The following is an 18,658-nucleotide window of genomic DNA, read 5'->3' as shown; positions in this document are numbered from 1 at the left end:
ATCGTTTTCATAATGTTTAGGAGGTATGCCAATTTATGCGAAAAACGAAAATTGTTTGTACAATAGGTCCTGCAAGCGAGAGCATCGAAATGTTGGAAAAACTAATTAAGGCCGGCATGAATGTGGCACGGCTCAATTTTTCGCATGGAGATCATGAGGAGCATAAAGCGAGAATTCAAAACATTCGGGAGGCAGCGAAGCGCTTGGGCAAAAGTGTTGCAATATTATTGGACACAAAAGGCCCTGAGATTCGAACGCATACAATGGAAAACGGGGAGATACAATTAGAAGCAGGATCCCGCCTTCTTATTTCAATGGAAGAGGTTGTCGGCACGAAAGAAAAAATTTCGGTTACATATAAAGGATTAATCAATGATGTTTCCGTTGGTTCTAAAATATTGCTTGATGACGGATTAATTGGTTTAGAAGTTACAAAGATTGATAAAGAAAAACAGGAAATTGAAACGAAGGTATTAAACAGCGGAATTTTGAAAAATAAAAAAGGAGTCAATGTTCCTGGAGTTAGTGTCAATCTTCCTGGAATTACGGAGAAAGATGCAAAAGATATTTTGTTTGGCATTGAGCAGGGAGTCGATTTTATCGCTGCATCATTTGTTCGCCGCGCTTCCGATGTATTGGAAATTCGTCAACTGTTGGAGGAACACCAAGCTGACGATATTCAAATTATCCCGAAAATAGAAAATCAAGAAGGCGTTGACAATATTGATCAAATTTTGGAAGTTTCCGACGGGCTAATGGTTGCTCGAGGAGATTTAGGAGTAGAAATTCCCGCTGAAGATGTTCCGCTTGTCCAAAAGGAACTGATTCGCAAATGCAATCAATTAGGAAAACCTGTTATCACTGCTACTCAAATGCTTGATTCGATGCAGCGAAACCCAAGACCTACCCGGGCGGAAGCCAGCGATGTAGCAAACGCTATTTTTGATGGAACCGATGCAATTATGCTTTCAGGCGAGACAGCTGCCGGTTTATATCCGGTAGAAGCAGTGGAGACGATGCATAAAATTGCTTCCCGCGTTGAACAAGCTTTAGATTATCGCCAAGCCTTAACGAAACATACGAAAGTTGCTGATTCAACGATCACAAATGCAATTGGACAATCAGTAGCTTATACGGCGATTAATTTGGACGTTTCGGCCATTATCACGCCAACAGTCAGCGGCTATACGGCCAAAATGATTTCGAAATATCGGCCAAAAGCGCCGATTATTGCAGTAACATCCAGCAGTAAAGTATGCCGTAAGCTTGCCCTTGTATGGGGTGTGCATCCAACAATAGGACAAATTGCTACAACAACAGATGAAATGCTTGACATAGCTGTGCGTGAATCTATAAACACTGGAATTATTACACATGGAGATCGAGTGATTATTACAGCCGGAGTACCTGTAGGAGAAACAGGTTCCACAAATCTGATGAAAGTCCATGTTGTTGGCGATGTTTTAGGAAAAGGTCAAGGGATTGGACGAGCATCGGCGTTTGGAAAGGTTATCGTTGCAAAGAATAGTAAAGAAGCTGTTGAGAAAATGGTGAAAGGTTCAATTCTCGTTACGAATGGAACCGACAAAGACATGATGGAAGCGATTGAAAAAGCAGCTGCACTTGTTACGGAAGAAGGCGGCTTAACGTGCCATGCGGCCGTAGTCGGTTTGAGCCTTGGCATTCCAGTCATTGTCGGGGTAGAAAATGCAACAGAAATTTTGAAGGATGGTATGGAAGTCACTGTGGATGCAATCCAAGGGATGATTTATAAAGGACATGCGAGCGTTCTATAATTTTGATTGAAAGGAGAAGGATTTCAGTTCCTTCTCTTTTTTTGTATAGTAAAGATTAAGAAACGAGCATTTTACATCTCCCTTTTGTATAGTAAAGAGTAGGGAACGGGTATTTTATATATGGAGGAGATAGCATATGCGAGCATTATTGATTTTTTTTATTGTTGCACCGGCTTGTGAAATAGGGGTTTTGCTTTTATCTGGAAAGACGATCGGGGTGCTTCCGACTGTGCTATTGATTATCTTAACAGGCTTTGTTGGGGCTTATTTGGCGAAAAAACAAGGAATTCAGGCTGTGCGAAATCTTCAAAAGGAAATTCAATATGGGCGCATTCCAAGCAATGCCATTTTGGATGCAATGGCTATTTTTGTCGGAGGAATCATGCTATTGACGCCGGGATTTATTTCGGATATCGTCGGTTTGTTTCTTTTATTTCCAATCACAAGAAATTGGATAAAGCCTTTTCTTATTCAATTCATAAAAAAATGGATTGATAAACATACGATCCATATTATTCGGCCATAATTCAATAAAAGATTTATTATGCTGAAATAAGTAATTCTTATTCAATTCTATAAGATTTTTTTATTAAAAAAAAGAATTCCGTAAAAAATATCTTATTTATCTGATTCACAAAAGTCTGATAATTGTTTATAATAGAGGTGTATTTTTTAATTCATATGTTTGGTGATCATTTCACTGATAAAAAATATTTCACAAAAGAAATGAAAGCATTTTCTTTTTGTGAAAAAATGAAAGTTTTATGAATTTCGTTTATTTCTATTTGAATTGCAGTTGAAAATTTTATGTAAAGGGGAGATAGCCATGACAGCAACGCGTGGACTAGAAGGCGTGGTAGCCACAACTTCATCAATAAGTTCTATTATTGATGATACATTGACATATGTTGGTTACAATATTGACGATTTAGCTCAAAACGCAAGCTTTGAAGAAGTTGTTTACCTGCTTTGGCATCGAAAGCTTCCGAATAAGGAGCAATTAGAGGAATTAAGAAAGCAGCTTGCTGAGAATGCGTCGATACCGAATGAAATATTAGAACATTTTAAAACTTATCCGATTGATAAAGTACATCCGATGGCAGCTTTGAGAACAGCTGTATCTTTGCTTGGATTGTATGACGAAGAAGCGGACAACATGTCTGATGAGGCAAATTATCGAAAAGCAATTCGATTGCAGGCGAAAATTTCTACAATTGTCGCTGCTTTTGCCCGCATCCGCAAAGGATTGGAGCCTGTTCAACCGAGAACAGATTTAGGCTTTGCCGCTAATTTCTTATATATGTTAAAAGGTGAAGAACCTGATCAAACTTCCATTGAAGCCTTCAACAAAGCGCTCGTCCTTCATGCAGACCATGAATTGAATGCTTCGACATTTACTGCAAGAGTATGTGTGGCAACGCTTTCGGACATTTATTCCGGAATTACTGCGGCAATTGGAGCATTGAAAGGACCGTTGCATGGCGGTGCGAACGAACGCGTTATGCGAATGTTAACAGAAATTGGTGAACCTGAAAATGTAGAATCTTACATTCGCGAAAAATTAGCAAACAAAGAAAAAATTATGGGATTTGGTCATCGAGTTTATCGCAAAGGGGATCCTCGTGCCAAACATTTAAAAGAAATGTCCCGCAGACTAACAGAAATCACCGGTGAAACGAAATGGTATGAAATGTCAACTAAAATTGAGGAAATCGTAACATCTGAAAAATCTTTACCGCCGAATGTTGATTTTTATTCAGCGTCTGTATACCATTGCTTAGGTATTGATCATGATTTATTTACGCCGATTTTTGCAATAAGCCGCACATCTGGATGGTTAGCCCATATTTTAGAGCAATATGAAAACAATCGATTGATTCGTCCTCGTGCGGAATATACAGGACCAGAAAAACAAGTATTTATCCCTATCGAAAAGCGCAGCTAACAGGTAAAATAGAAAAGGGATTCCTTTTTCTTCCCTGTTAAGCATGGCCATGCTTTTATACACAAATAGAGAATACATATTTAGGAGGTAATGATTGTGGCAGAAGGTCAAAAAATTACAATGACAAATGGTACTTTAAACGTTCCAAATGATCCTATAATTCCGTTTATTGAAGGAGACGGCACTGGTCCTGATATTTGGAGAGCTGCGTCAAAAGTGCTGGAAGCAGCTGTAGAAAAAGCATACAATGGCGAAAAGAAAATCGTTTGGAAAGAAGTGCTTGCTGGTGAAAAAGCTTTTAAAGAGACTGGGGAATGGCTTCCTCAAGAAACGCTTGATGTTATACGCGAGTATATGATTGCGATCAAAGGTCCGTTAACAACTCCTGTAGGTGGAGGAATCCGTTCTTTAAACGTTGCTCTTCGCCAAGAGCTGGATTTATTTGTGTGCTTAAGACCTGTCCGTTATTTCAATGGAGTTCCTTCCCCTGTAAAACGTCCTCAAGATACAGACATGGTAATTTTCCGTGAAAATACCGAAGACATCTATGCCGGCATAGAGTATGCAAAAGGGACAGAAGAAGTAAAAAAAGTCATTGAATTTTTACAAAAAGAGCTGGGAGTAAACAAAATCCGTTTCCCTGAAACGTCTGGAATCGGCATTAAGCCTATTTCTGAAGAAGGAACGAAACGGCTTGTCCGGGCGGCCATTAACTATGCAATTGAACACGGAAGAAAATCTGTCACCCTTGTTCATAAAGGGAACATTATGAAATTTACAGAAGGCGCGTTTAAAAATTGGGGATATGAATTGGCTGAGCAAGAGTTTGGCGATAAAGTATTCACATGGGCTGAGTATGACCGCATTGTTGAAAAAGAAGGAAAAGAAGCGGCTAACAAAGCGCAAGAAGAAGCAGAAAAAGCTGGAAAAATTATTATTAAAGATGCAATTGCAGATATTTTCCTACAGCAAATTCTTACTCGTCCGCGCGAGTTTGATGTAGTAGCAACGATGAATTTAAATGGAGACTACATTTCGGATGCTTTGGCTGCACAAGTAGGTGGAATCGGTATTGCTCCAGGAGCAAACATTAACTACGAGACAGGGCATGCGATTTTTGAAGCAACACACGGTACAGCACCAAAATACGCCGGACTTGATAAAGTGAATCCATCTTCCGTAATTCTTTCTGGAGTGCTTATGCTCGAACATTTAGGCTGGAAAGAAGCAGCTGATTTAATCATTCAAGCAATGGAAAAAACGATCGCTTCAAAAGTTGTCACCTATGACTTTGCACGCCTCATGGACGGAGCTACGGAAGTAAAATGCTCTGAATTCGGCAATGAATTGATTAAAAACATGGGTTAAACAAAGAACTGAGAGCTGCTTCTTTACGAAGTAGCTCTCCATTTAGATTCATTTTTGAAAAATCACTTACATAAAAGAGAGGATGGATGCTTGAAATGGCGATTAAAAGAAAGAAAATTTCTGTCATTGGTGCTGGATTTACTGGTGCGACAACAGCTTTTTTGCTAGCAAAAAAAGAGCTGGGAGATGTTGTGCTCGTTGACATTCCGCAAGCAGAGAATCCGACAAAAGGGAAAGCGTTAGACATGCTTGAATCAAGCCCTGTTCTTGGATTTGATGCGAACATTATCGGAACATCAAACTATGAGGAAACGGCTGATTCCGATATTGTTGTGATCACGGCAGGAATTGCAAGAAAACCTGGAATGAGTCGAGACGATTTAGTGCAGACCAACCAAAAAGTAATGAAAAGCGTCACAAAAGAAGTTGTAAAATATTCCCCAAATTCCATTATCATTGTGCTGACAAATCCGGTTGATGCAATGACTTACACTGTTTATAAAGAATCCGGATTTCCAAAACACCGCGTCATCGGTCAATCTGGAGTTTTAGATACCGCAAGATTCCGTACATTTGTTGCTCAAGAATTGAATTTATCAGTCAAAGACATTACAGGATTTGTGTTAGGCGGCCACGGAGATGATATGGTGCCATTAGTTCGCTATTCATACGCAGGGGGCATTCCGTTAGAAAAATTAATTCCGAAAGAGCGCTTGGATGCGATTGTTGAAAGAACTAGAAAAGGCGGGGGAGAAATTGTTAACCTGCTTGGAAACGGAAGCGCATACTACGCACCAGCCGCATCTCTTGTAGAAATGGTGGAAGCGATTGTTAAAGATCAGCGCCGCGTATTGCCTGCCATTGCATATTTAGAAGGAGAATACGGTTTTGAAGGTATTTATTTAGGCGTTCCAACAATTCTTGGAGGCAATGGCTTAGAGCAAATTATTGAGCTTGAACTGACGGATGAAGAAAAAGCAGCTTTGGAAAAATCTGCGGAATCTGTAAGAAATGTTATGAAAGCATTAATATAGTGCATGATAGAAAAAGGAGGACATGTTATGTTCCTCCTTTTTCTTATAAAAGAAAAAAGAGAGTTTGCATAGAAAATTCGTCCGCTTTTTCAATTTCCGCTTCAAAACCGCTCCATCATGTTTCTATCGATTCTTTAAAATCTTCTGAAAGCAGCTTTTCTTGTATTGGTTCTTTCTGCTTCGTGGACTATAATAATAATAAAGAATAATAAGAACAGTAGGAGAAAATTATTGGAGGATTTTATGAGTAAAAAAATATTAGTAGTGGATGATGAACAATCGATTGTCACTCTTCTTCAGTATAATCTTGAACAAGCAGGCTATGAAGTCATTACTGCTCAGGATGGAAGCGAAGGATTTGAAAAAGCAATTACAGATGCACCGGATTTAATTGTGCTTGATTTAATGCTCCCGAGTATAGATGGTATGGAAATTTGTAAACAGCTTAGACAGCGCAAAGTGATGACGCCCATTTTAATGCTTACGGCAAAAGATGATGAATTTGATAAGGTGCTTGGGCTTGAGTTAGGTGCGGACGATTACATGACAAAACCGTTCAGTCCAAGAGAAATTATCGCTCGGGTAAAAGCAATCCTGCGGCGTGTCAGATCAGAAGATGCTCACATGCATGTAAAAAAAGAAGCGGAAGAAAACAACATTATTATCGGTGATTTAAAAATTATGCCTGAACGATATGAAGCTTATTTTGAACAAGAAAGACTTGACTTTACACCGAAAGAGTTTGAACTGCTTCTTTATCTTGCGAAACATAAAGGCCGAGTTTTGACAAGGGATCAGTTATTAAGCGCTGTTTGGAATTATGATTTTGCCGGTGATACAAGAATAGTGGATGTTCATATCAGCCATTTAAGAGAAAAAATTGAACGGAATACGAAAAAGCCTGAATATATTAAAACGATCAGAGGTCTAGGCTACAAACTGGAGGATCCAAAGCTAAATGAGTAAGTTCCGTTCAAAACTGCTTCTTGCGTTTACAGCATTAATTATTACTGTTCTGCTTGGTTTTGGATTTATTTTAGGACAATTATTTCAATCGTTTTACTTCATCAATTATGAGAAGCAATTTAAAAAAGAAGCCGAGTTGATCAAGCTGGTCATTGAGAATGAAAAGATCGGTTCTACCGAAATGAAGCATAAAATGGAGGAAATGAGCGAAAAGTTAAACTCACTCCTTCTTTTTATGGATATGGACGGAAACATCGTTTTTAAAACAGGTCCTAGCTTTCATCAAAGCGACGAAAGGTTATCAGAACTGATCTTGACCAACCACCGAAATGCAAAGGAAGGATTTCGCCTAGGTCTCGATCAAGCTGATTTGTTATTTTACGGTATTCCCATCTTTCAACAAGATGAACGAAAGGGATTTTTAGTTTTCGGGACTTCCATCAAATATTTCGAAGCGATGAATAAAGAAATTTGGTTTTTCATTATAGGGAGTCTTATTGCGGCATTAACGATCATTTTAATTTTTGGCACCCGCATTATGAAGCAGTATACGAAACCGATCGAATCGGCGACAGAAGTGGCGATGGAGCTTGCAAAAGGAAATTACAAAGCGAGAACATATGAAAATTCATCAGGCGACGAAACGAGTATGTTGAGCAAATCCATCAACATTTTGGCACGCAACCTTCAAGACATGACAAGAACCCAGGAATTGCACCAGGAAAGGCTGCAAACATTGATTGAAAACATGGGAAGCGGTCTTCTTTTCATTGATGAACGTGGCTATATTAGCCTGATGAATAAAGCCTTTAAAGAAATTTTTCAAATTAATCAAGAGGATTATTTATATAAATCTTACCAAGAAGCGATCGCATATAAAGAAATTATTCAAATGGTCGAAGAAATTTTTTTGACGGAATCAAATATAAGAAAGCATATTATGCTTCCTGTTAACATCGAAAGAAAGCATTTTGAAGTTTACGGTGCTCCGATCATTGGAAAAAGTGAAGTATGGAAAGGCGTCGTTCTTGTTTTTCACGATATTACCGAATTGAAAAAGCTTGAACAAATACGAAAAGATTTTGTAGCAAATGTATCTCATGAATTAAAAACACCGATCACCTCCATCAAAGGGTTTTCTGAAACATTGCTGGATGGCGCCATGAAAGATGAACAAACATTGCATTTTTTTTTATCCATCATTTTAAAAGAAAGCGAACGAATGCAATCTTTAATTCAAGATTTATTAGATTTATCAAAAATCGAGCAGCAGGGCTTTCAGCTGGAGCTTAGAAAATGCAATGTAAACGAGTTTTTAAAAGAAATTCATCATTTGCTAGATAGAAAAGCGAAAGAAAAAAATATTGATTTTATATTGGATGTTCCAGACGAGCCTGTTTTTATTGAAGGCGATCCTCATCGGCTGAAGCAAATTTTTATAAACTTAGCCAGCAACGGAATTATGTATACGCCAGCTGGCGGAAAAGTGACCCTTTCTGTTAAGGCTGGACATGATGAAGTAGCCATTTCTGTTCAAGACACCGGAATTGGAATTAGAGAAGAGGAAATTCCTAGAATTTTTGAGCGTTTTTATAGAGTTGATAAAGCTAGAAGCAGAAACTCAGGTGGAACTGGTTTAGGGCTTGCGATCGTAAAACATTTAGTAGAAGCCCACCAAGCAAATTTGACAGTCAAAAGCACCGTTGGTGTTGGAACGACTTTTACTGTGACTTTTCAAAGATACAATGAATAGTTTAACATAAGATTTACATCCAATTTATGCTAAGTTAACATTTGATTGTTAAAATGGCATTCGAAAACCCCTTCATCCAAGGAGCCCATTTGCAGATGGAAACAATTACGTTTCCGTCTTTTTTTTATGGCTGCGTTTTTTAAATGAAACAAAATCGTACTTTTTTCGTATGAAATAATAAATAGAGAGAGATGGGGGGATATAATGGTAAGCATAAGAAGATTATTAACAATTATTGGATTTATTTTTCTGATCAGCATTCTCGGTCTTGCTGCGATTACTTCCTGGTATACTGTAGACGAGTCGGAACAAGCGGTTATTACTACATTTGGAAAAGTGGAAGAGGGTATAACTGAGCCTGGGCTTCATTTTAAATGGCCATGGCCGATTCAATCGGTAAAAAAACTATCCAAAGAAACATTCAGTTTACAATTTGGATATAAAGAAAAAGATGGAAAAGTTGAGTCTTTTCCAAAGGAAACAAAAATGATTACAGGCGATGAAAACATTGTGTTAGCAGATATGGTCGTTCAATGGAAAATAACGAATCCGGCAAAATATTTGTTCAATGCTGAAAATCCAAAGGAAATTTTGCGGGATGCAACATCTGCTTCGTTAAGAAGCATTATTGGAAGCACAAAAATTGACAATGCTTTAACGAGCGGAAAAGTGGAAATTGAAGCTCAAGTGCAAGAATTATTAAGCTCGTTGATGAAAAAGTATGATATTGGCATTTCAATCATTGCGGTCAAATTGCAGGATGTTGATTTGCCGAACGAAGAAGTTCGAAAGGCGTTTACAAACGTTACGGATGCAAGAGAAATGATGAATACGAAAATAAACGAAGCCAATAAATATAGGAATAAACGAACAAAAGAGGCAGAAGGAGAGCGCGATGCAATCATCTCCAAAGCTGAAGGGGACAGAGCGTCCAGAATTGAACAAGCGAAAGGGGAAGTCGCACTATTTAATTCTTTATACAATGAATACAAAAATTCGAAAGAAATCACAGAAAAACGTCTAATTTTAGAAACAATAGACAGCGTGCTGCCAAATGCGCAAATTTACATTATGAAGGATGATGGAAATACAATGAAGTATTTTCCTGTTCAGCCTATGCAGCAAGTGCTGCCTAATGATCAGCAAAGTCAGCAAAAAGCTGATCAATCGAGTGAGAACACGCAAAAAAGAGGTGAAAACAATGGACAAGAATGAAAAGAAAATTAATTTTGAATGGAAGAAATACATACGCCTAGGGTCTGTTATAGCCGGTTTATTTGCGTGTTTGCTATTTTTATTCAGCAACGTTTTTGTTGTGAAAGAAAATGAATATAAAGTCGTTCGTCAATTTGGCGAAGTTGTAAAAATTATAGAGAAGCCCGGCCTCCATTTAAAAATTCCTTTCATACAAACAGTTGAAAGTCTTCCAAAGCATCAATTAACGTATGATGTGGAGGAAGCGGAAATCAATACAAAGGATAAAAAACGAATATTAATTGACAACTATGCGGTTTGGAGAATCGAAGATCCGAAAGAAATGATCGCCAATGCAAGAACAGTTGTCAATGCAGAGGCAAAAATGTCGGAATTTATCTTTTCCACTGTGAGATCGCAGCTTGGAAAACTGAATTATGATGAAATTATTAATGATGAAAAGTCTTCCCGCGGGAGCCTCAATGACAAAATCACAAATATTGTTAATAACCTGCTTGAACAAAATCATTTCGGCATTAAGGTGGTTGATGTAAGAATTAAACGGACGGATTTGCCGGAAGCAAATGAAAAATCGGTATTTACTAGGATGATATCAGAGCGGGAATCAAAAGCCCAAGAATATTTATCGATGGGGGATGCAGAAAAAAATCGAATTGTTGCTGAAACGGACAGACAAGTAAAAGAAATGCTGGCAAAAGCTGAAGCTCAAGCTGAAACCATCCGCGGTCATGGAGAGGCGGAGGCGGCGAAGCTCTATAACCAGGCTTATTCAAAAGATCCTAAATTTTATGAATTATATAGAACACTTCAATCCTACAAGAAAACAATCGACGGTGAAACAGTCATCGTTCTCCCGTTCGATTCTCCATACGCCAAAATATTAATGGGAGAAACAGAATAAAATCGATAAGCCATGTTTTTTCTTCTGCTGAAAGTAATGGTAGAATAGAAGGAAGGCATGGCTTTTTTAGTTGAAGGAGGCTAGTAGTAGTGACAAAGAAGCTAGTTTTAATTGATGGAAACAGTATTGCTTACAGAGCGTTTTTCGCTTTGCCGCTTTTAAATAATGATAAGGGGATTTATACGAATGCAATTTACGGCTTTACAAATATGCTGTTAAAAGTACTGGAGGAAGAAAAACCGACACATATCCTTGTTGCATTTGATGCAGGGAAAACAACGTTCCGGCATAAAACTTTTAAAGAATATAAAGGAACTCGGCAAAAAACCCCGCCTGAATTGTCGGAGCAGCTACCATTTATACGGGATTTGCTTGATGCCTACAAAATTACAACATATGAGCTCGAAAATTATGAGGCTGATGATATTATTGGAACAGTTGCGAGACAAGCTGAGAAGCAAGATTTTGAAGTGAAAATTATTTCCGGAGATAAGGATTTAACACAGCTGGCAACTGAAAAAACGACCGTTTCCATCACGAAAAAAGGAATTACGGATGTTGAACCGCACACGCCTGAATCGATTCAAGAGAAGTATGGGCTAAGCCCGGCACAAATTATTGATTTGAAAGGATTGATGGGCGATCAATCAGATAATATCCCAGGTGTGCCCGGCGTTGGAGAGAAAACCGCGATTAAATTGCTGAAACAGTTTGAGACAGTCGAAAATATTTTAAATTCGATTGAAGAAGTAAATGGAAAAAAATTAAAGGAAAACTTACAAAACTATAAAGAGCAAGCATTAATGAGCAAACAGCTTGCGACAATTAATTGTGAAGCTCCTGTCGAAATAAAAATTCAAGACCTTGAGTATAAAGGCTATGACAAAGAAAAAGTAGTGAAAATTTTTAAGGAACTAGGCTTCCAATCGCTCCTAGACAAAATGGGAGAGCATGAGAATGAAGAAGCGGATGAAATGCCGACGATTAAGTTCGAAAAAGTTGAAAAGCTGTCAGACAAGGTTTTATCAGAGAAGGCAGCTCTTTTAGTGGAAATCATTGATGAAAATTATCATACTGGAGAAATCATCGGGTTTTCTATCGCAAACGAAAATGGATGTTTTTATATTCCAGCCGAAATTGCGCTACATTCAAAAGAGTTCATAGAATGGGTGAAGGATGAAACAAAGCGGAAAGTGGTGTATGATGCGAAAAAATCAATTGTGGCGCTGCGCTGGCGAAACATTGATTTAGCAGGTATTGAGTTTGATGTTCTCATTGCCTCATACATTTTAAACCCGTCTGAATCGATTGACGACATAGCCGAGCTTGCCAAGACAAAAAATAAACATTTAGTTCAAAAGGATGAAGTGATTTACGGAAAAGGCGCTAAACGTCATATCCCTGATGAAGACATTTTAGGCGAACATCTTGCCAGAAAAGCGTTAGCCATTTATGAGCTGGAAGAATTATTAATACAAGAATTAGAAGAAAATGAACAATTTCATTTATTCAGCGAATTGGAGCTTCCGCTGTCAGCCATTTTATCTGACATGGAAACAACAGGAGTAAAGATAGACGTCAACCGTCTGAAAGAAATGGGAAAAGAGCTTGATGAACAGCTGAAGCAATTAGAAAAGGATATTCATCGTCTAGCTGGAGTGTCATTTAACATTAATTCTCCGAAGCAGCTTGGGCCGATTTTATTTGAAAAGCTCAATCTACCGGTTTTGAAAAAGACCAAAACGGGGTATTCGACCTCTGCGGACGTTTTAGAAAAATTGAGAGGACAACACGAAATTGTGGAGAAAATTTTGCATTACCGGCAGCTCGGAAAGCTTCAATCGACGTATATTGAAGGGCTGCTGAAGGTTGTCCATCGTGATACGCATAAAATCCACACCCGATTTAATCAAGCATTAACGCAAACCGGAAGATTAAGCTCCACAGACCCGAATTTGCAAAACATTCCGATTCGCCTTGAGGAAGGCCGCAAAATTCGTCAAGCATTTATCCCTTCTGAAAAAGATTGGGTCATTTTTGCAGCGGACTATTCCCAGATTGAACTGCGAGTGCTTGCGCATATATCTGGAGATGAAAAATTGATTGAAGCGTTTAAACAAGATCTTGATATTCATACAAAAACGGCGATCGATGTGTTCCATGTCGAAGAAGATAAAGTGACCTCCAACATGAGAAGACAGGCAAAAGCAGTTAATTTCGGGATTGTTTACGGAATCAGCGATTACGGATTGTCGCAAAACTTAGGAATTACCCGAAAAGAAGCTGGTGAATTTATTAAAAAATATTTTGAAATTTATAAAGGTGTTAAAGAATATATGGATGGCATAATCCAAGAGGCGAAGCAAAAAGGCTATGTAACGACACTAATGCAGCGTCGGAGATATATTCCGGAAATTACGAGCAGAAATTTCAATATCAGAAGTTTTGCCGAGCGAACAGCCATGAATACTCCGATTCAAGGAAGTGCAGCGGATATTATCAAAAAAGCGATGATCGATATGGCGCAAGAAATTGAAAAACGAAATTTGCAAACGAGGCTGCTGCTTCAAGTTCATGACGAATTGGTGTTTGAAGCGCCAAAGGATGAAATTGAAATTTTAGAAAAGCTTGTTCCGGAAGTAATGGAAAATGCCATTCAGCTAAAAGTGCCGTTAAAGGTTGATTATTCTTACGGTTCTACGTGGTATGAAGCGAAATAATTTGAAAAAGGCGGAAAGGGAAGCTCCCCCGCCTTTTTCGAGTGTAGATAAGGGGTGAACATAATGCCTGAGCTTCCTGAAGTAGAAACGATTCGAAAAACATTAAGGGAGCTTGTCATAGGAAAAGTCATCGATGAAGTTATCGTATCATGGCCGAAAATCATCAAACGTCCTGAAGACGCAGAGCAGTTTTGCCGCGTTTTGAGAGGGGAAACAATCAATGAAATCGGAAGAAGAGGGAAATTTTTAAAATTTTATTTAGATCGATATGTTCTTGTATCACATTTACGAATGGAAGGAAGATATGGACTGTATCCAAAAATAAAGCCCATTGAACCTCACACACATGTCATTTTTCGCTTTCAAGATGAAACGGAATTAAGATATCGGGATGTTCGCAAATTTGGCACTATGCATCTGTATCAAAAGGGCGAGGAGGAGAAGCATCCTCCTTTGTCCCAGTTAGGCATGGAGCCTTTTTCGGAACAATTTACTGCTGAAAGACTTATGAGCAAGCTTCAGTCTACCTCTAGAAACATCAAGACGGTTTTGCTTGACCAAAAAATAGTGGCGGGATTAGGAAACATTTACGTTGATGAAGTATTGTTTCGATCAGGCATTCATCCGGAGCGGCTGGCAAAAGATTTGACAGCGGAAAAAGTGAAAATATTGCATCGGGAAATTATTCAAACGCTGAAGGAAGCAGTTGAAAAAGGAGGAAGTACTGTCCGATCCTACGTCAATTCACAAGGGCAAATCGGGATGTTTCAACTGGACTTATTTGTCTATGCAAGAGAAAAAGAACAATGTAAAATTTGCGGAAGCCCTATCCAAAAAATAAAAATTGGGGGAAGAGGCACACATTTTTGTTCATCTTGCCAAGTGTAGAAAGATTTATGCCACCTTCTTTAAGCGAACACATTTTAGTCGGTTTTCATATTACTATGTTAGCAATAAAAGGAAAGAAGGGGCATTTGATAAAATGACGGAAATCGGATCGGTTTTAATATTGGCGTTGGCAGTCAGTCTTGATAGTTTTTCTGTTGGCTTAGCGTTCGGTTTGCGTAAAGTAAAAATTCCAATTAAATCGATTATCACTATTTCATGCTGTTCGGCGATTGTGTTGCTCGCTGCGATGATGGCCGGACAAATAGCTCAAAGTGTTCTTCCTCCCTATTTTACGGATAGGCTTGGCGGAGCTATTTTCATTTTGCTTGGCATGTTTGTGTTATATTCCTTTTTCCGCAACAATGAATCAGAGGATGAGAAAGATGAGGAAAAGAGTGAAAAAACGATTTTAAATATGGAATTAAAATCGTTAGGCATTGTCATTCATATATTGAAAAAGCCTGCTGCAGTTGATATGGATCGATCTGGCGAGATTACAGGCGTGGAAGCTTTGCTGCTTGGGATCGCTCTTTCGCTCGATTCATTCGGAGCAGGAATCGGTGCGGCTTTAGCAGGGTATGAACCTTTTTTAACAGCTATTTTCGTCACTTGTATGAGCACGATGTTTGTTTATATTGGAATGAAATCCGGCCGATTTGCTTCATCCTATTCGTTTTTTGAAAAGTTTTCATTTATCCCGGGTTTATTATTAATAATGATCGGTGTTTGGGCCATGTAAGGATAAAGGAGAATGATGATATGACAATGATTATTGGATTAACTGGAGGCATAGCAAGCGGAAAAAGCACTGTGTCTGAAATGCTTAAAAAAAGAGGCATTCCAGTTATTGACGCAGATCTAATTGCAAGAGAAGTGGTAGAAGTCGGCAAAAAAGCATATACAGAGATCGTAAATGCTTTCGGAAAAGAAATATTAAACGAAGACTTAACGATCAACCGAGCTCGATTAGGCTCCATTGTATTTCAAAACGAAGATAAGCGGGAGAAGCTAAACAGTATTGTACATCCTGAGGTCAGGCTGGAAATGAAAAGGCGACAGGAACAATTGATCTCAGAAGGTGCGAAAGCAGTAGTTCTTGATATTCCCCTTCTATTTGAAAGCAATTTGAAGCATTTAGTGGATAAAGTGATTGTTGTTTATACGGGAGAAAAAAATCAACTGGAACGATTAATGAAAAGGAATAATTTTTCGAAGAAAGAAGCTTTATCACGCATCAATGCACAAATGCCTTTGAAAGAAAAAGTAAAATTTGCCGATGCAGTGATCAATAATGATGGAACATTAGAAGAAACGGAACAGCAATTGGAAAACATTCTCATGAATTGGGGAATTGGTTAATCCGCTCGTGAATAGAGCGGTTTTTTTATTTTTAGTATATATTTTTTAAGAAACGATTAAAATAATTGTTTCGTTATTTTATAAATGTGATATACTAATTAACAGAATAGGAGATAAAAAGTGTAACATAATGCCGGAAGGGGATATTCACATGAGTGCTAAGGTTGCCATTAACGGTTTCGGCCGAATTGGCCGAATGGTATTCAGAAAAGCAATTTTAGAAGGAGATTTGAATATCGTAGCAATCAATGCAAGCTATCCAGCAGAAACATTGGCTCATTTAATTAAATACGATACAAACCATGGGAAATTTGAAGGAGAAGTCATTCCAAAAGAAGATCATTTAATTGTAAATGGCCATAAAGTGCTTCTTTTGAACAATCGAAATCCTATTGAACTTCCCTGGAAAGATCTAGATGTGGACATAGTGATTGAAGCGACAGGAAAATTCAACTCCCGTGAAAAAGCGATGATGCATGTTGAGGCAGGGGCGAAGAAAGTTATTTTAACAGCACCTGGAAAAAATGAAGATGTAACGATTGTTATCGGTGTAAACGAAGAACAATATGATCCTGACAACCATGTCATTATTTCGAATGCTTCTTGCACAACAAACTGTCTAGCGCCTGTTGCAAAAGTTCTTGATGAACAGTTTGGCATTGAATATGGTTTAATGACTACTGTCCACGCATATACGAACGATCAAAGAAATATTGATAATCCGCATAAAGATTTAAGAAGAGCGCGAGCGTGCGCCCAATCAATCATTCCGACAACTACCGGTGCAGCAAAAGCGATCGGCTTAGTTTTACCGCAATTAAAAGGAAAATTGCACGGTCTTGCATTAAGAGTGCCTACACCAAACGTCTCCCTCGTAGACTTTGTTGTAGATCTAAAACGCGATGTGACCGTTGAAGAGGTAAATGAAGCGTTTATCCAAGCTTCTCAAGGAAAGCTGAAGGGGATATTAGATTTTTCTTCAGAACCGCTCGTATCGGTTGACTACAACACAAACCCGCACTCTGCTATTGTCGACGGTTTAACGACAATGGTTATGGGAACAAGAAAGGTAAAAGTGCTTGCATGGTATGATAATGAATGGGGCTACTCTTGCCGCGTTGTGGATTTAGCAAAACTTGTAGCAAGCAAATTGAATAAATTGGCCGCAGCTGTATAAAATGATGGGAGGGTTGATCTTTACAAAGATTGACCCTCTTCTTCTTTTTGTTTGGATACTTTTTTCAGCGCAAAATTTTTGACAAAGTATGTTGCAAAAACAAATCAAACCATATATACTATTTTTCGTGAACTTCTTAAACGCAAGGTAATGTGGCTACTTAAAGGGTTAGGACCTCTTTGGACTAACTTTCCCCCGTGGTAGTTAAACATACCAGAGTGCGAAGAATTCATAAAAATTTATAAAGGGGGATCCATGGCTATGGAAACAATGGGACGTCACGTTATCTCTGAGCTGTGGGGATGCGACTTTGATAAGTTGAATGACTTGGAATTTATTGAAAAAACGTTTGTAAATGCAGCATTAAAATCAGGTGCTGAAATCCGGGAGGTTGCGTTTCATAAGTTTGCGCCTCAGGGTGTAAGCGGAGTTGTGATCATTTCAGAGTCACACCTAACAATTCATAGTTTTCCAGAGCATGGATATGCTAGCATTGATGTGTACACTTGCGGTGATTTAAATCCAAATATTGCAGCGGATTACATTTCTGAAGCTTTAGGTGCTCAAACGCGCGAAAATATTGAAATTCCTCGCGGTATGGGTCCTGTTCAAATCAAACAGGGTCAAGCAAAAGCACTTTAAAGTGAAAACAGAATAAAATTTGAATGGAAATGCAAAGAGGTGTCAGCTTTTTACTGCACCTCTTTTTATATTATAATAAAGAATAATATTTCATATTGAATGGTATTTAGAGGCATCTTATTTGTGGCCTCAAAGGACCGAGTTATTCTACCCCCTTCAAAGCCGTTATGAAAAAGAGGCTTTGATGTTTTTAAAATCATTCATTGTAGTGATGTAAAAATAAAAAAGCTTTTATTGGCATGGCTGCCATCACTGTTTGGCGGTTCGAACATCATTTGATTGGACCGGACTGACAGAAATCCATTTCATTCAGTCGAATTATCTATAACAAAAATACAAGAGCTTGAAAGTTTCTTGTCTGATCCAATGCTATTTAATAAGATGTAGGTAGAGCTTTTTTGATTTAGTTAAAAAGATTGGAGCTGGTGATATGAAATGCCCTTCCTGCCACCATTTTGGAACACGTGTTTTAGATTCGCGTCCAGTCGATGAAGGGAGATCAATTCGGAGGCGAAGGGAATGTGAGGAATGTCAATATCGGTTCACAACGTTTGAAAAAGTGGAAGAAATTCCGCTCATCGTTGTGAAAAAGGAAGGAACACGTGAAGAGTTCAGCAGGGAAAAAGTTTTGCGCGGGATGATTAAAGCTTGTGAGAAAAGACCGGTTTCTTTAAAAAAATTGGAAGATGCTGCGCATGATATTGAAAAAGAACTAAGAAATCTAGGTACATCGGAAATATCAAGCGAAACGATCGGCGAAATGGTGATGGACAGACTAGCCGAAATTGATGAAGTCGCATACGTTCGATTTGCTTCTGTTTACAGGCAATTTAAAGATATAAATGTCTTTATTGAGGAATTGAAAGAACTGATCAAAAAAGAACGTTCATAAAA

16 protein-coding genes are annotated in these 18,658 nt (G+C 38.4%); all 16 read left to right on the top strand.

Annotated elements, in window-relative coordinates; all coding sequences use genetic code 11:
- Nucleotides 1-35 precede the first annotated feature (35 nt).
- The 16 genes from pyk to nrdR all read left to right on the top strand — a co-directional run bounded on the left by pyk (nt 36) and on the right by nrdR (nt 18,656).
- The gene (gene pyk / locus NSU19_RS14405) at nt 36-1,796 is read left to right on the top strand and encodes a pyruvate kinase (RefSeq protein WP_130156149.1); all 1,761 of its coding nucleotides are present in this window, start codon (nt 36-38) and stop codon (nt 1,794-1,796) included.
- A gap of 136 nt (nt 1,797-1,932) precedes the next feature.
- Nucleotides 1,933-2,322, top strand: coding sequence for an FxsA family protein (locus NSU19_RS14400; RefSeq protein ID WP_339197032.1), 390 nt, complete (start codon nt 1,933-1,935; stop codon nt 2,320-2,322).
- 300 nt (nt 2,323-2,622) lie between these two features.
- The gene (gene citZ / locus NSU19_RS14395) at nt 2,623-3,741 is read left to right on the top strand and encodes a citrate synthase (RefSeq protein WP_063387400.1); all 1,119 of its coding nucleotides are present in this window, start codon (nt 2,623-2,625) and stop codon (nt 3,739-3,741) included.
- A gap of 96 nt (nt 3,742-3,837) precedes the next feature.
- Nucleotides 3,838-5,109: an NADP-dependent isocitrate dehydrogenase gene (gene icd / locus NSU19_RS14390; protein ID WP_066247811.1), complete on the top strand. Its 1,272-nt coding sequence runs from the start codon at nt 3,838-3,840 to the stop codon at nt 5,107-5,109.
- 95 nt (nt 5,110-5,204) lie between these two features.
- A complete protein-coding gene (gene mdh, locus NSU19_RS14385) occupies nt 5,205-6,143 on the top strand; it encodes a malate dehydrogenase (protein ID WP_063387488.1) in 939 nt (312 codons plus the stop codon).
- 243 nt (nt 6,144-6,386) lie between these two features.
- Nucleotides 6,387-7,109: a response regulator transcription factor gene (locus NSU19_RS14380; RefSeq protein WP_063387489.1), complete on the top strand. Its 723-nt coding sequence runs from the start codon at nt 6,387-6,389 to the stop codon at nt 7,107-7,109.
- Nucleotides 7,102-8,862 carry an ATP-binding protein gene (locus tag NSU19_RS14375; protein ID WP_339197028.1) on the top strand — a complete coding sequence of 587 codons (1,761 nt, stop codon included), beginning with the start codon at nt 7,102-7,104 and terminating at the stop codon, nt 8,860-8,862. The genes NSU19_RS14380 and NSU19_RS14375 overlap by 8 nt, the downstream gene beginning before the upstream one ends.
- 204 nt (nt 8,863-9,066) lie before the next feature.
- Nucleotides 9,067-10,077: an FtsH protease activity modulator HflK gene (hflK, locus tag NSU19_RS14370; protein WP_066247808.1), complete on the top strand. Its 1,011-nt coding sequence runs from the start codon at nt 9,067-9,069 to the stop codon at nt 10,075-10,077.
- Complete coding sequence (locus NSU19_RS14365; protein WP_339197026.1) at nt 10,064-10,978, top strand: protease modulator HflC; 915 nt, start codon at nt 10,064-10,066, stop codon at nt 10,976-10,978. Before hflK ends, NSU19_RS14365 begins: the two co-directional genes overlap by 14 nt.
- Nucleotides 10,979-11,067: 89 nt before the next feature.
- Complete coding sequence (gene polA, locus NSU19_RS14360) at nt 11,068-13,698, top strand: DNA polymerase I (protein WP_327862618.1); 2,631 nt, start codon at nt 11,068-11,070, stop codon at nt 13,696-13,698.
- Between the two features lie 63 nt (nt 13,699-13,761).
- The gene (gene mutM / locus NSU19_RS14355; protein ID WP_130156137.1) at nt 13,762-14,586 is read left to right on the top strand and encodes a DNA-formamidopyrimidine glycosylase; all 825 of its coding nucleotides are present in this window, start codon (nt 13,762-13,764) and stop codon (nt 14,584-14,586) included.
- A 94-nt stretch (nt 14,587-14,680) separates the two neighbouring features.
- A complete protein-coding gene (gene ytaF / locus NSU19_RS14350) occupies nt 14,681-15,325 on the top strand; it encodes a sporulation membrane protein YtaF (protein WP_063387408.1) in 645 nt (214 codons plus the stop codon).
- Nucleotides 15,326-15,345: 20 nt separating this feature from the next.
- Nucleotides 15,346-15,945, top strand: coding sequence for a dephospho-CoA kinase (gene coaE / locus NSU19_RS14345; protein WP_063387409.1), 600 nt, complete (start codon nt 15,346-15,348; stop codon nt 15,943-15,945).
- Nucleotides 15,946-16,096: 151 nt separating this feature from the next.
- On the top strand, nt 16,097-17,122 hold the full coding sequence (locus tag NSU19_RS14340; RefSeq protein WP_063387490.1) for a glyceraldehyde-3-phosphate dehydrogenase: 1,026 nt from the start codon (nt 16,097-16,099) through the stop codon (nt 17,120-17,122).
- A 261-nt stretch (nt 17,123-17,383) separates the two neighbouring features.
- Nucleotides 17,384-17,764 (top strand): adenosylmethionine decarboxylase, encoded by a 381-nt coding sequence (gene speD / locus NSU19_RS14335; protein WP_063387410.1) that lies wholly within the window; start codon nt 17,384-17,386, stop codon nt 17,762-17,764.
- Nucleotides 17,765-18,194: 430 nt separating this feature from the next.
- Nucleotides 18,195-18,656, top strand: a complete 462-nt coding sequence (gene nrdR / locus NSU19_RS14330; protein ID WP_063387411.1) for a transcriptional regulator NrdR — start codon at nt 18,195-18,197, stop codon at nt 18,654-18,656.
- Nucleotides 18,657-18,658: the final 2 nt, after the last annotated feature.

Origin of the sequence: Aeribacillus sp. FSL k6-2211 (assembly GCF_037966125.1) — a bacterium.
GTDB classification, from domain to species: Bacteria; Bacillota; Bacilli; order Bacillales; family Aeribacillaceae; genus Aeribacillus; species Aeribacillus composti.
The sequence above is the reverse complement of the archived record's forward strand: the minus strand, read 5'-3'. Positions and strand labels throughout refer to the sequence as shown.

Excerpts from the sequence above, each read along its gene's own strand:
- pyk (WP_130156149.1), top strand. The coding sequence starts at position 36 with ATGCGAAAAACGAAAATTGTTTGTACAATAGGTCCTGCAAGCGAGAGC.
- NSU19_RS14400 (WP_339197032.1), top strand. The coding sequence starts at position 1,933 with ATGCGAGCATTATTGATTTTTTTTATTGTTGCACCGGCTTGTGAAATA.
- citZ (WP_063387400.1), top strand. The coding sequence starts at position 2,623 with ATGACAGCAACGCGTGGACTAGAAGGCGTGGTAGCCACAACTTCATCA.
- mdh (WP_063387488.1), top strand. The coding sequence starts at position 5,205 with ATGGCGATTAAAAGAAAGAAAATTTCTGTCATTGGTGCTGGATTTACT.
- NSU19_RS14380 (WP_063387489.1), top strand. The coding sequence starts at position 6,387 with ATGAGTAAAAAAATATTAGTAGTGGATGATGAACAATCGATTGTCACT.
- NSU19_RS14375 (WP_339197028.1), top strand. The coding sequence starts at position 7,102 with ATGAGTAAGTTCCGTTCAAAACTGCTTCTTGCGTTTACAGCATTAATT.
- hflK (WP_066247808.1), top strand. The coding sequence starts at position 9,067 with ATGGTAAGCATAAGAAGATTATTAACAATTATTGGATTTATTTTTCTG.
- NSU19_RS14365 (WP_339197026.1), top strand. The coding sequence starts at position 10,064 with ATGGACAAGAATGAAAAGAAAATTAATTTTGAATGGAAGAAATACATA.
- mutM (WP_130156137.1), top strand. The coding sequence starts at position 13,762 with ATGCCTGAGCTTCCTGAAGTAGAAACGATTCGAAAAACATTAAGGGAG.
- ytaF (WP_063387408.1), top strand. The coding sequence starts at position 14,681 with ATGACGGAAATCGGATCGGTTTTAATATTGGCGTTGGCAGTCAGTCTT.
- coaE (WP_063387409.1), top strand. The coding sequence starts at position 15,346 with ATGACAATGATTATTGGATTAACTGGAGGCATAGCAAGCGGAAAAAGC.
- NSU19_RS14340 (WP_063387490.1), top strand. The coding sequence starts at position 16,097 with ATGAGTGCTAAGGTTGCCATTAACGGTTTCGGCCGAATTGGCCGAATG.
- speD (WP_063387410.1), top strand. The coding sequence starts at position 17,384 with ATGGAAACAATGGGACGTCACGTTATCTCTGAGCTGTGGGGATGCGAC.
- nrdR (WP_063387411.1), top strand. The coding sequence starts at position 18,195 with ATGAAATGCCCTTCCTGCCACCATTTTGGAACACGTGTTTTAGATTCG.